12 protein-coding genes are annotated in these 14,630 nt (G+C 70.3%); 7 read left to right on the plus strand and 5 right to left on the minus strand.

The window, feature by feature from the left end:
- Positions 1-12: 12 nt before the first annotated feature.
- Positions 13-1,140 carry a tRNA epoxyqueuosine(34) reductase QueG gene (queG, locus tag HEP75_RS08960; RefSeq protein WP_185826185.1) on the minus strand — a complete coding sequence of 376 codons (1,128 nt, stop codon included), beginning with the start codon at positions 1,138-1,140 and terminating at the stop codon, positions 13-15.
- Positions 1,141-1,163: 23 nt separating this feature from the next.
- On the opposite strand from queG, the gene HEP75_RS08965 reads away from it, so the two are divergent.
- The 6 genes from HEP75_RS08965 (at position 1,164) to HEP75_RS08990 (ending at position 8,791) form a co-directional block, all read left to right on the plus strand.
- Positions 1,164-2,648, plus strand: coding sequence for an NAD(P)H-hydrate dehydratase (locus HEP75_RS08965; RefSeq protein WP_185826186.1), 1,485 nt, complete (start codon positions 1,164-1,166; stop codon positions 2,646-2,648).
- The gene (tsaE, locus tag HEP75_RS08970; protein ID WP_185826187.1) at positions 2,645-3,124 is read left to right on the plus strand and encodes a tRNA (adenosine(37)-N6)-threonylcarbamoyltransferase complex ATPase subunit type 1 TsaE; all 480 of its coding nucleotides are present in this window, start codon (positions 2,645-2,647) and stop codon (positions 3,122-3,124) included. Before HEP75_RS08965 ends, tsaE begins: the two co-directional genes overlap by 4 nt.
- Positions 3,125-3,205: 81 nt before the next feature.
- Positions 3,206-4,843 (plus strand): N-acetylmuramoyl-L-alanine amidase, encoded by a 1,638-nt coding sequence (locus HEP75_RS08975; RefSeq protein ID WP_185826188.1) that lies wholly within the window; start codon positions 3,206-3,208, stop codon positions 4,841-4,843.
- A gap of 159 nt (positions 4,844-5,002) precedes the next feature.
- On the plus strand, positions 5,003-6,868 hold the full coding sequence (mutL, locus tag HEP75_RS08980; protein WP_185826189.1) for a DNA mismatch repair endonuclease MutL: 1,866 nt from the start codon (positions 5,003-5,005) through the stop codon (positions 6,866-6,868).
- On the plus strand, positions 6,868-7,797 hold the full coding sequence (locus HEP75_RS08985) for a DUF1684 domain-containing protein (protein WP_185826190.1): 930 nt from the start codon (positions 6,868-6,870) through the stop codon (positions 7,795-7,797). Before mutL ends, HEP75_RS08985 begins: the two co-directional genes overlap by 1 nt.
- Before the next feature lie 16 nt (positions 7,798-7,813).
- On the plus strand, positions 7,814-8,791 hold the full coding sequence (locus tag HEP75_RS08990; RefSeq protein WP_185826191.1) for a TraB/GumN family protein: 978 nt from the start codon (positions 7,814-7,816) through the stop codon (positions 8,789-8,791).
- 119 nt (positions 8,792-8,910) lie between these two features.
- On the opposite strand, the gene phaR is transcribed toward HEP75_RS08990, so the two are convergent.
- From phaR to gluQRS, 3 genes are all read right to left on the minus strand, one after another.
- Positions 8,911-9,426 (minus strand): polyhydroxyalkanoate synthesis repressor PhaR, encoded by a 516-nt coding sequence (gene phaR / locus HEP75_RS08995; protein WP_009597630.1) that lies wholly within the window; start codon positions 9,424-9,426, stop codon positions 8,911-8,913.
- Between the two features lie 215 nt (positions 9,427-9,641).
- Positions 9,642-10,382 carry an acetoacetyl-CoA reductase gene (phbB, locus tag HEP75_RS09000; RefSeq protein WP_185816091.1) on the minus strand — a complete coding sequence of 247 codons (741 nt, stop codon included), beginning with the start codon at positions 10,380-10,382 and terminating at the stop codon, positions 9,642-9,644.
- 57 nt (positions 10,383-10,439) lie between these two features.
- Complete coding sequence (gene gluQRS / locus HEP75_RS09005; protein WP_185826192.1) at positions 10,440-11,351, minus strand: tRNA glutamyl-Q(34) synthetase GluQRS; 912 nt, start codon at positions 11,349-11,351, stop codon at positions 10,440-10,442.
- 103 nt (positions 11,352-11,454) lie between these two features.
- On the opposite strand from gluQRS, the gene htpX reads away from it, so the two are divergent.
- Positions 11,455-12,342: a protease HtpX gene (gene htpX / locus HEP75_RS09010; RefSeq protein ID WP_185826193.1), complete on the plus strand. Its 888-nt coding sequence runs from the start codon at positions 11,455-11,457 to the stop codon at positions 12,340-12,342.
- Between the two features lie 187 nt (positions 12,343-12,529).
- Here htpX and HEP75_RS09015 read toward each other — a convergent pair whose 3' ends face one another.
- Positions 12,530-14,602: an EAL domain-containing protein gene (locus HEP75_RS09015; protein WP_185822945.1), complete on the minus strand. Its 2,073-nt coding sequence runs from the start codon at positions 14,600-14,602 to the stop codon at positions 12,530-12,532.
- Positions 14,603-14,630 lie beyond the last annotated feature (28 nt).

Raw genomic sequence — 14,630 nt, forward strand, 5'->3', positions numbered from 1 at the left:
GCGTGTGGGCGCCTATCCTCGCACGTCGCCGTGAGCGGCCGGTCGCGGCAATGCAGCCTCGCCCGCAGACGCTCGGTCCGCATGCTGCGCCAGTGCCCATTGCACGTGCTCGCGCACCAGCGGCGAGGCATGCTGCGCGCGCGCGCCGAGCGCGGCCAGCACCTGCGGCGTGCTCGGTGCGTTGCCCAGCGCCACCGCCAGGTTGCGCAGCCAGCGCTCGTGGCCGCTGCGGCGGATCGCGCTGCCTTCGGTGCGGCGCAGGAACTCGTCTTCGTCCCAGGCGAACAGCTGCGCCAGCGTGGCCCGGTCGAGATCGTTGCGCGCGCGGAAATCGGGTTCGTCGCTGCGCTTGGCGAACTTGTTCCAGGGGCACACCAGCTGACAGTCGTCGCAGCCGAAGATGCGGTTGCCGATCGCCGGGCGCAGCTCTTCGGGGATCGCGCCGTCGTGCTCGATGGTCAGGTAGGCGATGCAGCGGCGCGCGTCCAGCCGGTACGGGGCGACGATCGCCTGGGTCGGGCACACGTCGATGCAGCGCGTGCAGGTGCCGCAGTGCGCGCTGGCCGGCGGATCGATCGGCAGCGGCAGGTCGACGTAGATTTCGCCCAGGAAGAACCAGGAGCCGCCGTTGCGGTCGATCAGGCAGGTGTGCTTGCCGATCCAGCCCAGGCCGGCGTCGCGCGCCAGGGCGCGCTCCAGCACCGGCGCCGAATCGACGAAGACGCGATGGCCGAACGGGCCGATCTCGGCCTGGATGCGCTCGGCCAGTTTCTGCAGGCGGTTGCGCATCAGCTTATGGTAGTCGCGGCCCAGCGCGTAGCGGGCAACGTAGGCGCGCTCGCCATCGTGCAGCGTGTCCCAGGCCGAATCGTCGTCGTTGCGTCCGTAGTCCAGGCCGACCGAGATCACCCGCAGTGTGCCTGGAATCAATTCGGCCGGACGCGCGCGCTTGTCGCCATGCTGCGCCATCCACTGCATCGTGCCGTACAGGCCTTGCGCCAGCCAGTCGCGCAGATGCGCTTCGTCCTGTTGCAGCTCGATCCCGGCGATGCCGCAGCGCTGGAAGCCGAACTCGCGCGACAACGCGCGGATGCGCGCGGCAACGGTGTGGGGATCGGCGGGGGCAATGCTGCTGGACATGACGCAAGTATAGAATCTCGCGCATGTCCGACTCGTTCGATCTCTACGACACCGCCGCAGCGCGGCGCATCGATGCGCAGGCCACGGCCTTGCTCGGTGGCGACGGCTACACGCTGATGCAGCGTGCAGGCCAGGCTGCCTGGCAGGCGCTGCTGCAGCATTGGCCGCAGGCGCAGCGCATCCTGGTGGCCTGCGGTACCGGCAACAACGGCGGAGATGGGTACGTGCTGGCGCGGCTCGCGCATTGCGCTGGACGCCGCGTGCGCGTGCTGCATCTGCCTGGGCGCGGTCCGCAATCGGCGTTGGCGCAACGCGCCTGCACCGACTACATCGGCGTCGGCGGCCGCATCGAGGTGTTCGATGCGGCGCTGGACCCGGCCGACGTGGTCGTCGATGCGCTGCTCGGCATCGGCCTCAATCGCGCGCCCGACGCCGAACTGGCCGCGCTGCTCGGCGCGCTCGCCGGGCTCGGTGCGCCGGTGTTGGCCTTGGACGTGCCCAGCGGCGTGGATGCCGAACACGGCACCGTGTCGGGTGCGGTGTTGCCGGCGACGCTGACCGTGCAATTCATCGTCGCCCATGCCGGGTTGCATACCGGGGCGGCGCTGAACCATGTCGGCGCTACCGCGCTGGCGACGCTGGAGGTGCCGGCCGCCGCGTTCGATGGCTGCGCGGCGCAGGCGCAGGCCTGGACCGGCACGGCGCTGGCCGCGCGCCTGGCGCCGCGTCGGCGCGACAGCCACAAGGGCGATTCCGGGCATGTCCTGTGCATCGGCGGCAACCTCGGCAGCGGCGGTGCGGTCATGCTCGCTGCCGAATCGGCGTTGCGCAGCGGCGCCGGCCTGGTCAGCGTGGCGACCCGCGACGCGCATGTCGCGCCGCTGCTGGCGCGTTGCCCGGAGGCGATGACGCACGCGGTCGAGGACGGCGCGGCGCTGGCACCGCTATTGCGCAGGGCGAGCGTGGTCGCGCTGGGTCCGGGATTGGGCCAGGACGAATGGGCGCAAGGCCTGTGGCGGCTGGCACTGGCCGCCGAGTTGCCGTTGGTGATCGACGCCGATGCGCTGAACCTGCTGGCGCAGGCGCCGCGGGCGTTGCCGGACGCGGTGCTGACACCGCACCCGGGCGAGGCCGGGCGCCTGCTCGGCATTGCCACCGCCGAAGTGCAGCGCGACCGCTTCGCCGCCGCCGCGGCGCTGGCCGAGCGCTACCAGGCGGTGGTGGTGCTGAAAGGTGCCGGCAGCATCGTCGCCGCGCCGGGGCGAGTCCCGCGCGTCATCGCCGCCGGCAATCCGGGCATGGCGGTCGGCGGCATGGGCGATCTGCTGACCGGGGTGATCGCGGCGCTGCGCGCGCAAGGCCTGGCCGCCTTCGAAGCGGCCAGCGTCGGCGCGTTGCTGCATGCGGCTGCAGGCGATCGCGCCGCCGCCGCCGGCCAGCGCGGCCTGCTGCCGTCCGACCTGCTGCCTGCGCTGCGCCACCTGGCCAATCCGGACGCGAACCGATGATGCGGCTCCAACTGCAGGACAGCGACGCCACCGAGCGCCTCGGCCAGGTTCTGGCCGCCACGCGCCCGGCGCAGGCGATAGTGCATCTGCGTGGCGATCTCGGCGCCGGCAAGTCGACCCTGGCGCGGGCCTTGCTGCGCGCGCTGGGCGTGCAGGGCGCGATTCGCAGTCCGACCTACACCTTGGTCGAGCGCTATCCGTTGGCCGATGGCGAGGCCTGGCACCTGGACCTGTATCGGATCGGTGCCGCCGGCGAACTGGATTTCCTCGGGTTGGACGAGGCGTCGGCGACCCTGTGGCTGGTGGAATGGCCGGAGCGCGGCGGCGATGTACTGCCGCCTGCCGACCTGATCGTGGCCCTGGCGCTGCACGACGACGGACGCGCCGTGCAACTGCAGGCCGGCACCGCGATCGGCGCGGCTTGGTTGTCGCAAATGGCGGAACGGGACGACTTGCGGGGTTTTTCTGCCGGCTGACACTAGGAAGTGCGGGCAGGTTATGGATTATTAAGGGAAAACCGCTTGTGTTTATGTCCGCGGGATGCTTGAATCGCCTCCATGCGCCTGGGGACCCGTTTTTTCGCCTGTTCCGCCATCGCCGCAGGCTGGTGCCTAGCGGCGCAATCGGCGTTTGCAGGTCAGGTCCAGGCGGTTTCGGTCGGTAATGGCGCCACCGGTACGCGTGCCGAGATCCGGCTGCAGGGCAGCGGCGGCTTCACCACGCTGACCCTGGCCAACCCCAACCGGTTGGTCGTCGACCTGCCCGAATCCTCCGCTGCGCAGGGCCTGAAGCTGCCTGCCGGCAACGGTGTGGTCACGGCCGTGCGTACCGGTCATCCGGTGCCCGGCACCTTGCGCATCGTGTTCGACCTGAGCAGCCCGGTGGTGGCGTTCAAGCCGCAGATGCAGACCGTGGCCGGCAGTTCGGTGCTGGTGATCGAGTGGCCGGGCGATGCGGCGTCGGCCAAGCCGGTGGCCAATGCCGGCAATGGCGTGGCGACGCCCGCGCCCACGGCCTCCGCGGCGCCCACCACAGTAGCGGTCGAACCCAAGCCGACGCCCGATCCGCGCCTGGAAGCGGCGCGCGCGACGGCGGCCCTGACCTCGTCGGTGGTGCAACGCGCAGCGCCGCCGCCGACACCGGTACAGCAGACACCTATACAGCAGGCGCCGACGACGACCGTGGCGGCTCGCCCGGGCGTCGTGCCGGTGCCGGCTGCTGCACCCGGCACCTCCGTTGCCGCGATGGCGCCGACCGCATCTGCATCCGCGTCGGTCGGCGCCGCCGTGCCGGCGCAACAAGGCGTCGTCGCGGCAGCGCCGATGTCCGACCGGCCCGACGCGGCCAGCACCGACGATGTGGCCGTCGCCGCCGCCGCCGAGGCGCGCCCGGTGATGCCGAGCGCGCCGTCGCGGGTGGCGATGAAGCCGAGCATGCGGCCGTTGATCGTGGCCATCGATCCCGGCCATGGCGGCCAGGATCCCGGCGCGATGGGCCCGACCGGCAAGCGCGAGAAGGACGTGACCCTGGCGATCGGCCGCGAACTGGCGCGGCAGATCAACGCCACGCCAGGCATGAAGGCCTACATGACCCGCGATACCGACGTGTTCATCCCGCTGCCGATGCGCGCGCAGAAGGCGCGCGCGGCCAAGGCCGACATCTTCATCTCGATCCACGCCGACGCCGCCGAGAACCGCAGCGCGACCGGCTCCTCGGTCTATGTCCTCTCGACCAAGGGTGCCTCCTCGCAGCGCGCGCGCTGGCTGGCGGACAAGGAAAACGCGGCCGACCTGGTCGGCGGCGTGCGCCTGCAGAAGACCGACAGCACCCTGGCCAGCGTGTTGCTGGACCTGGCCCAGAGCGGGCACATGAAGGCCTCCGAAGACGCGGCCGGGCACGTGCTGGGCGGGCTCAAGCGGATCGGCAACAACCACAAGCCGGAGCTGGAGCGGGCCAACTTCGCGGTGCTGCGCACCTCGGACATGCCGGCGATGCTGGTCGAGACCGCTTTCATCTCCAATCCGGACGAAGAGCGCCGGCTGACCGATCCGGGTTACCAGCGGCGCCTGGCCGGTGCGGTGCTCGATGGCGTCAATACGTTCTTTACCCGCCAGCCGCCGCCGGGCACGCTGTTCGCCGCGCGCGCGCAGGCCGAGGCGGAAGCGGCTAGCACCGTGGCCGGCGGCAGCCGCTGAGGCGCTCGGCTATCATCGCCGGCTGATCCCGATGGCGGCGTCCGCGCCGTGAGCCGTGCCGATGTCCCGTAACAGTTTCTGTTCTGCCTTCTCCGAGTCCGGCGCGATCGCGCGTTGGCCGCGTTGCGCGTGCGCGCCGCAGTGTGGGAGGGAGCCGGCATGAGCATTCGCCAATTGCCCGAGATCCTGATCAACCAGATCGCCGCGGGCGAAGTGGTCGAGCGCCCGGCCTCGGTGGTCAAGGAACTGGTCGAGAACGCGCTGGATGCCGGTGCGCGCCGCGTCGACATCGACCTGGAAGAAGGCGGTGTGCGCCTGATCCGGATCCGCGACGACGGCGGCGGCATTCCGCCGGAGGAATTGCCGCTGGCGGTGTCGCGGCACGCGACCAGCAAGATCGCCTCGCTCGACGACCTGGAGTCGGTCGGCACGCTCGGCTTCCGCGGCGAAGCGCTGCCGTCGATCGCCTCGGTCAGCCGCTTCACCCTGTCCTCGCGCCGCCCCGGCGACGAGCACGGCGCCGCGCTGCAGGTCGACGGCGGCAAGGTCGGGCAGGTGCAGCCGCGCGCGCAGGCGCCGGGCACCACGGTCGAGGTGCGCGAGCTGTTCTACAACGTGCCGGCGCGGCGCAAGTTCCTGCGCGCCGAGCGCACCGAACTCGGCCATATCGAGGAATGGCTGCGTTCGCTGGCGTTGGCGCGCCCGGACGTGGAATTGCGCGTGTCGCACAACGGCAAGCCGTCGCGGCGCTACAAGCCGGGCGACCTGTATTCGGATGCGCGGCTGGGCGAAACCCTGGGCGAGGACTTCGCGCGGCAGGCGCTGCGCGTGGACCACAGCGGCGCCGGGCTGCGCCTGCACGGCTGGATCGCGCAACCGCACTATTCGCGCGCCAGCGCCGACCAGCAGTACCTGTACGTCAACGGCCGTTCGGTGCGCGACCGCAGCGTCGCGCATGCGGTGAAGATGGCCTATGGCGACGTGCTGTTCCATGGCCGGCAGCCGGCCTATGTGCTGTTCCTGGAACTGGAGCCGGCGCGGGTCGACGTCAACGTGCATCCGGCCAAGCACGAGGTGCGCTTCCGCGATGCGCGGCTGATCCACGACTTCGTCTATCGCACGCTGCAGGACGCGCTGGCGCAGACCCGTGCCGGCAGCACGCCGACCGCGGGCGATGCCGCGCAGGCGGCGGCGCTGGCGTATGCCGGCGGTGCGTTGCCGATGTCCGGCAATGCGAGCGGCGGTGGCTCCGGCGGCCAGGGCTACGGCGCGCAATGGCGCCCGGCGCAGTCGCCGCTCGGCCTGCGCGTCAACGAGGCGCCGGCCGCCTACGCGGCGTTGTATGCCGCGCCGGCCGGCGCCGCCGATGCCGCAGCGGGCATGTCGCTGCAGGCCCAGGATGCGGCCGGCGGCCTGCCGGCGACCTCGCCCGACAGTGGCGTGCCGCCGCTCGGCTATGCGATCGCGCAACTGCACGGCATCTACATCCTGGCCGAGAACGCAGAAGGCCTGATCGTGGTGGACATGCATGCCGCGCACGAACGCATCGGCTACGAGCGGCTGAAGAACGCGCACGACGGCATCGGCCTGCATGCGCAGCCGCTGCTGGTGCCGATCACCCTGGCGGTGGGCGAGCGCGACGCCGACACCGCCGAACGCGAGGCGGAGACGCTGGCCGCGCTCGGCTTCGAGATCACCCGCAGCGGCCCGCAATCGCTGCACGTGCGCAGCATCCCGGCGTTGCTGGCGCAGGCCGAGCCGGAAGCCTTGCTGCGCGACGTGCTGACCGACCTGCGCGAACACGGCCACAGCCGCCGCGTCGCCGGCGCGCGCGACGAACTGCTGTCGACGATGGCCTGCCACGGCGCGGTACGCGCCAACCGGCGCCTCACCGTGCCGGAAATGAACGCGCTGTTGCGCGACATGGAAGCCACCGAGCGCTCGGGGCAATGCAATCATGGGCGCCCGACCTGGGCGCGGTTCACGCTGGGCGAGATCGATCGTTGGTTCTTACGGGGGCGCTGATGGGCAAGCGGGGAAGGGCGGCGGCGCTGCTGGCAGCGCTGCTCGCGTTGGGCGCATGCGGCAAGCAGGCACCGGCACCGGTCGCGCCGGCGGTCGCCGACAAGGCGTTCCTGGCCGAGCAGCAGCGTTGGCGCGAACAGCGCAAGCAGGAACTGCAGGCCGCCGACGGCTGGACCAGCCTGGTCGGCCTGCACTGGCTGGAACTGAAGGAACACTACATCGGCAGCGGCCCCGGCAGCGGCATCCGCCTGGCGGTCGGGCCGGCGCGAATGGCGCTGGTGTCGCGGGTGGGCGCGCAGGTGTTCCTGACCCCGGAACCCGGCGCAGCGCTGAGCATGGACGGCAAGCCGCTGCAGCGGCGCACGCGCGTGTACAGCGACCACGACGCGACGCCGAGCGTGATCGACTTCGACGGCGGCAAGGGCAAGCTGAGCCTGATCGAGCGCGGCGGCCGCTATGCGCTGCGGGTCAAGCACGCCGATGCGCCGACCCGGCTCGGCTTCGCCGGGCTGAACGATTGGCCGCCGGCCGAATCCTGGCGCATCCGCGGCCGCTTCGTGCCCAACGCGCCGGGCAAGACCCTGCCGATCGTCGACATCATCGGCGTCACCACCGAGTCGCCCAACGCCGGCGCGCTGGAGTTCGAGCGCGACGGCAAGCGCTTCCGCCTGGAAGCGATCGGCGAACCTGGACGCCCGCTGTTCGTGGTGTTCGCCGACCGCACCAGCGGCCGCGGCAGCTATCCGGCGGGGCGCTTCCTCGACGTGCCGGCACCGAACGCCGACGGCAGCGTGGTGCTGGATTTCAATCGCGCCTACAACCCGCCGTGCGCGTTCACCCCGTTCGCGACCTGTCCGCTGCCGCCGCCGGAGAACCGGCTGGACCTGGCGGTGGAAGCCGGCGAGAAGACCTATGCCGCCGCACATTGAACTGAGAGCCCCGACGATGCCGATCCCGCGCCTGCTGCGCTGCCTGCTGTTGTGTCTGACCCTGTTCGCCGCCGCGCCGGTGCCGGCGCGCGCGCCACCCGCGGCTGCGGCTGCGGCTGCGGCGCCCAATGCGACGCCCGCGCCGCCGACGCCGCTGCTGTGGAAAGTCAGCGGGCCGCGCGGCGCGCTGTACCTGCTCGGTTCGTTCCACCTGCTCAAGCCGGACGACTATCCGCTGGCGCACGAGGTTGATGCCGCCTACGCCGCGTCGCCGCGGCTGCTGTTCGAACTGTCGCCGCAGGACGTGGCGTCGCCGCAGCTGGGCGCGCAGATGCTGCAGGCGGCGCAGCGCCAGGACGGCAAGCGCCTGCAGGACGATCTGGACGCGGCCACCTGGCAGCGCCTGCGCCGCTATGCCGCCGGCCACGGCCTGCCGCTGGAGCAGATGGGCGGATTCGAACCCTGGTTTGTCGGCCTGAGCATCAGCATCGCCGAAATGAAGGGGCAGGGGCTGCAGGCCGATGCCGGCCTGGACCGGCATTTCATGGACATGGCGGTGCAGGCGGGCAAGACGGTCGAGGGCCTGGAAACCGCGCAGGCGCAGATCGCGATGCTCGACGGCATGGAGCCGGTGGAGCAGAAGCAGATGCTGATCGAAGCGCTGGACGATGCCGAACAGGGCGCGGCGCAGACCCAGCGCCTGCACGATGCCTGGCGCCGCGGCGACGAGCGCATGCTGTGGCAGGACATGGGCGTGGAGATGAAGCGCGACTACCCGCGGCTATACCAGCGCATCAACGTCGATCGCAATCAGGCCTGGGTGCCGCGGCTGGAGCAGCGCCTGCGCGACGGCCAGGGCGACACGCTGGTGGTGGTCGGCGCCTTGCACCTGCTCGGCCCCGACGGCGTGGTCGAAGCGTTGCGCGCGCGCGGCTACAAGGTCGAGCGGATCTGTGCCGGTTGCCGGACGTCGCCAGCGCCGCGTTCGCGCTGAGATAGCGGCAAAATTTTGTAGGAGCGGCTTCAGCCGCGACAGGCACTACTGGTAAAGCCTGTCGCGGCTGAAGCCGCTCCTACAGCGGGTGTGAGCGGCGGAGCGCTCTGCGGCGCGGCTCAGCGCGCGCGCGACTTCGGTGCGGCGCCGGCGGCCGGCGGCTCGCTCGGCTTGGTGCCACCCGCGGCAGGGCGGCCGAAGCCGGTGCCGAGGTTGCGCTGGAATTCCTGCCACAGCTCCATGTTGCGCTCGGTGAGCTGGTTCATCATGGTCCACGGGGTCTGCCCGAGCAGATTGCCCATCTGCTGGCGGAACTGCTGCTGCTGGTCCAGGAACACCTGCATGCTGCGCTCCAGGTAGTTGCCCATGAAGCCCTGCAGCGAATCGCCGTAGAAACGGATGATCTGGCTGAGCAACTGGGTGGACAGCATCGGTTCGCCGTCCTGTTCCTGGTCGGCGATGATCTGCAGCAATACCGCGCGGCTGAGGTCTTCGCCGGTCTTGGCGTCGCGGACCTCGAATTCTTCGCCGTCGATGATCAGCTGGCGGACGTCTTCGATGGTGATGTAACTGGAAATCTCGGTGTCGTAGAGGCGGCGATTGGGGTACTTCTTGATGATGCGGATCTCAGCCATGAAGCGTTCGCTCTTGACGGTAGGCGCGCAGCATGGCGCAGCGCAGCAGGGCTTGCAACCGCCAAAAGCCCCTGAACTCGGGCGCGACGGCAAAAAAAATGCTGCGCAGCACGCACGCAGCACGGATGCGAAGCGCGCAATGCCAGCTGCAGCATTTTCGGTAGCGTTACCTCGACTGTGCCGCCCGCGCGCCTGAGCGGTTCAGTCGCCTGTCGCTACCAGCCCATGTGGTGGCCGCCGTTGATGTCCAGGTTGGAGCCGGTGATCCAGGCCGCCTCTTCGGCGACCAGGAACGCGACCGCGTAGGCGATCTCTTCCGGCCTGCCCAGGCGCCCGGTGGGGATGTCGGCGATGATCTTGGCGCGCACTTCTTCCGGCACCGACATCACCATGTCGGTGGCCACGTAGCCCGGCGACACGGTGTTGACGGTGATGCCGTAGCCGGCGTTCTCGCGTGCCAGGGAAATGGTGAAGCCGTGCATGCCGGCCTTGGCCGCGGCGTAGTTGGCCTGGCCGTACTGGCCCTTCAGGCCATTGATCGAACTGATCTGGATGACCCGGCCCCAGCGCTGCTTGCGCATGGCTTCGATCACCGGGCGGGTGACGTTGAACACCGAGTTGAGGTTGGTGTTGATGACCTCGTGCCACTGCTCGGCGGTCATCTTGTGGAAGGTGGTGTCTCGGGTGATGCCGGCGTTGTTGATCAGCACCTCGATCGGGCCGAGCTGCCGCTCCACTTCCTGCACCAGCGCCTGCGCGTGGTCGGGCGAGGCGACGTCGCCGGCGACGATGGCGATCTCGTGGCCGCGTTCGCGCATGCGCTGCTGCCAGGCGTGCGCCTTGGCCGCGTCGCGGTAGTTGCTGGCCACGCGGTGGCCCTGTGCGGCCAACCGCTCGCAGATGGCGGTGCCGATGCCGCCGGTACCGCCGGTGACCAGCGCAACGCGTGATGTCATGGATTCGCTCCGGATGGGGGAAGAGGAGAGGGCCGCGCCGCAGCCGAAACCCCGATTCTAGTCAGCCTTGGCGTCGCTGGGGATACCGGCCGCGTCCGCCAGCGTCCGATCCTGCGCCGGTAGCCGCGCCGGCTCGAACGCGCGCAACGCCGCGGCCAGCAATGCGGCCACCGAGCCGGCCCCGGCCAGCGCCGCCGGAGCCTGCCCCAGCAGGGTCCAGGCCAGGCGCAGCGCGGGCAACGGATCGGCGTCGTCAAGCGGCAGTGCCGCATGCGACTTGGACAGCTTGCGGCCGTCGCCGCCGAGCAGCAGCGGCAGGTGCAGGTAGTTCGGCGTCGGCAGGCCCAGTGCGCGCTGCAGCAGGATCTGCCGCGGCGTCGAATCGAGCAGATCGGCGCCGCGGACCACGTCGCTGATGCCTTGCGCGGCATCGTCGACCACCACCGCCAACTGATAGGCCCAACAGCCGTCGGCGCGCAGCAGCACGAAGTCGCCGACCTCGGCGTGCACGTCCTGTTCGACATCGCCGCGCACGCCGTCGCGGAACCCGACCGTGCTGCCCGCGGCCACGCGCAGGCGCAGCGCCGGCTGCGGCCGCGCTTGCGCGGCCACGCAGCGGTGGTGCACGCCGCCTTGCGCGGCCAGTTCGCTGCGGCTGCAGCTGCAGGCGAATGCCTGGCCGCTCTGCAGCAGGCGCTGCGCGGCGGCCTGATAGACGGCGCCGCGCTCGCTCTGGCGCAGGATCGGCGCATCTGCTTCCAACCCGCAGGCGCGCAGGCTGGCGAGTTGGCGTTCGGCTGCGCCAGGCACGCTGCGCGGCCGGTCCACGTCCTCGATGCGCAGCAACCACTCGCCGCCGGCATGGCGCGCCAGCAGCCAGCTGCCGAACGCGGCGAGCAGCGAGCCCAGGTGCAGCGGACCGGTGGGCGAGGGCGCGAAACGGCCGCGGTAGGGAGGGGGCGAGGGCATGGGCAAGCTGAATCGTCGGTCAGGTATGCGCTTGAATTCAAGCTGTACGCGCCGCAGATTCGAGTCAGTCCTTCATTTTTCCTGGTGCGGAGTCCACGCCTGCATGTTCAATCGAATCGCCCTGTTCCTCATCACCAATCTGGCGGTGCTGGTGCTGGCCGGCATTGTCATGTCCGTGTTCGGGATCAATCCCAACCAGATGGGCGGCCTGCTGGTGATGGCCGCGCTGTTCGGCTTCGGCGGCTCGCTGGTGTCGCTGTTGCTGTCCAAGTTCATGGCCAAGCGCGCCACCGGCGCGCAGGTGATCACCGAGCCGCGCAACCACACCGAACGCTGGCTGCTGGAGACGGTACGGCGGCAGGCACAGGCCGCCGGCATCGGCATGCCCGAGGTCGCGGTCTACGACGGTCCGGAGATCAACGCCTTCGCCACCGGCGCCAACCGCAACAACGCGCTGGTCGCGGTGTCCACCGGCCTGCTGCGGAACATGACCGAAGACGAAGCGGAAGCCGTGCTCGCGCATGAGATCAGCCACGTCGCCAATGGCGACATGGTGACGATGGCGCTGCTGCAGGGCGTGCTGAACACCTTCGTGATCGTGCTGGCGCGGGTGGTCGGCGGAGTGGTGGACGGCTACCTGTCCGGCAACCGCGACGGCGGCCGCCGCGGCCTGGCCTACTACGCCATCGTGATGGTGCTGGAGATGGTGTTCGGCCTGTTCGCGACGATGATCGCGATGTGGTTCTCGCGCTACCGCGAGTTCCGCGCCGACGCCGGCGGCGCCAGCCTGGCCGGTCGCAACAAGATGATCGCGGCGCTGCAGCGGCTGGAACTCAACCACGGGCAGAGCACGCTGCCGTCGCAGGTGCAGGCGTTCGGCATCGCCGGTGGTTTGGGCCAGGGCCTGCGCAAGCTGTTCATGAGCCACCCGCCGCTGTCCGAGCGCATCGCCACGCTGCGCGCCTCGCACACTAACGCGACGGTGAGCTGATCGCCGCGGGCTGGCGCTCCTTCCGGATCGCGGTTCGCCGAACTCGAATCGTCGCCTGCAACCGCAGTCGGCTCAGGCAACGCCAGGCAGGTCACCCCGCCTGGCGTTTCTTTTTGCAGGATCGTGTGGAACGGCCTGGCCACTGCGCCGTTGCAAATCCCCAATCCCGAATCCCAAATCCCGGCCTTCAAGCAAAATCGAAGCTCATCCCCGGTCCCGCCAGGCCGACGAATTCGCCCTGCACGTAGTCGACGCCGGCGCTGAACAGCAGGCTCATCGAGGTGGCGTCGGCGACGAACTCAGCGATGCTGCGGATCCCGGCCGACTGCGCGCGCTCGGTGATCTCGCGGATCTTTTCCTGGTGCTCGCGGGTCTGCGCCAGGTCCTGGGTGAAGCCGCGATCCAGTTTCAGGAACGAAGGCTGGAAATGCGCCAGCAACTGGAACGAGTCCAGGCCCGAGCCGAACTGCTCCAGCCCGACCTTGCAGCCCAGTCCGGTGGCCGCCGCCAGGAACTGCTGCGCATTGCGCAGGTGGGTGAATACCTTGGCTTCCGGCGTCTGCAGCCACAGCCGCTCGCCGGGCACGCCGTGCGCGGCCAGTTCGCGGCGGATCAGCTCCACCATCTGCAGGTCGGCGAAGGCGTCCGGGCTGATCTTGACCAGCAGGCTGGTGGCATGGCCGGCGCGCTGGCGCTCGCCGATCACCGCGATCGCGCGGGCCACCACCCAGCGGTCGATCTCGGCCATCAGCCCGTGTTCGGTAGCGATGCCGAGGAACGTGGTCGGGCCGATGATCTCGTCGTTGCGCTCCAGGCGCAGGTAGGCCTCGTACAGTTCGTGCGGCTCGCCCTGCAGGTTCAGCACCGGCTGGTAGTGCAGCAGGAAGCCGTCGCCGGCCAGCGCGTCGCGCAGTTGCTGCACCCAGCGCTGGATGCGCTCTTCCTCGACCCGGTCGGCGGCGCCGGGGTCGAAGATCTTGCAGGCGTTGCCGCCCAGTTCGATGGTGGCCTGCACGTTCTCGCTGGCGCGGGCCAGGACCTGGCCGACGGTGGCGATCTTCTCGCCGATCTGCACGCCGCCGATGCTGACGGTGACCGTGGCCGAGCGCTCGCCGACGCTGAACACGTGCGCCGCGTAGGCGTTGAGCAGGCGCTCGGCCTGCGCCGAGGTGCGGGCGTAGTCGCCCTGCAACAGCAGCGCGAAGTTGTGTTCGCCGAAGCGGGCCGCCTGCACGTCGCCGTCGATCGCCGCGGCCAGGTGCTGGGCCAGCGCCGCCACCAACGCGTCGGCCGAGTCCAGGCCGATGTCGGCCAGCAACCGCGTGTAGTGGTCGGGTTCGACCAGCAGGAAGCCGTAATGGCCGTCGCCGCGGCCGACCTGGGCCACCGCGTTCTCCAGCGCCAGCATGAAGGTCGGGCGGTTGAGCAGGCCGGTGACCTGGTCGCGCTGGCGCAGGTCCTCAACCTCGCGCGCCAGTTCCGGATCGAATTCCTCGCGGCGGCGGAACACCACCTGCACGCAGGCCTCGCCCTCGTAGCTGGCGGTGGCGAACTCCATCGTCGCCGGGAAGCTCTCGCCCTCCATCGTGCGCGCGTCGACCTGGTACTGCGCCGGCGGCGGTTCGCCCTTGCCCAGCGACTTCAGCAGTTGCTTGAATTCCTCCACGTGCTGCGGCGCGACCATGTCCAGCAGCGAGACGCCTTCCACGTCGTCGAACGAGTCGAAGCCGAACATCTCCAGGTAGGCGTCGTTGGCGCGGATGTGCATGCCTTCGTGGATGTAGGCGATCGGATCGCGCGAGGAGGCGATCAGCGCATCGCAGCGGCGCTCGGTCTCGCGCATCTGCGCCTCGATCCGGCGCAGGCCGCGGCGCGCGTGCAGGTCGGCCCAGGTGTTGCGCAGCACCGACAGCAGGTGCTCGGGACGCTGGCGCAGGGCGATCGCGCGCGCGCCGCCGGCCACCGCCTCGACCCATTCGTTCTCGTCGATGCTGTCGGCGAGCAGGATCACCGGGATGTCCTTGCCGCTGGCGCCCACGCGCTGCAGCACCTGCGGCAGCGGGATGGCCTGCGAGCGCGCGCTCAGCACCAGGTCGATCGGCTGCGCGGCGAGCATGGCGCCCAGTTCCTCTGCGTGCTGCGGCCGCGACGGCCGCACCGCGATGCCGCTGTTGCGCAGGCTGCTGACGATCGCTTCGGCGTCTTCACCGCTGTCGTCGACGATCATCAGGCGCAGGGTGGTGTCTTTGCCTGTTTGCATGAAGCCTCCCGGAGACGGGGTTTAATAC

The organism is Xanthomonas sp. SI, assembly GCF_014236855.1.
In the GTDB taxonomy this organism is placed as follows: domain Bacteria; phylum Pseudomonadota; class Gammaproteobacteria; order Xanthomonadales; family Xanthomonadaceae; genus Xanthomonas_A.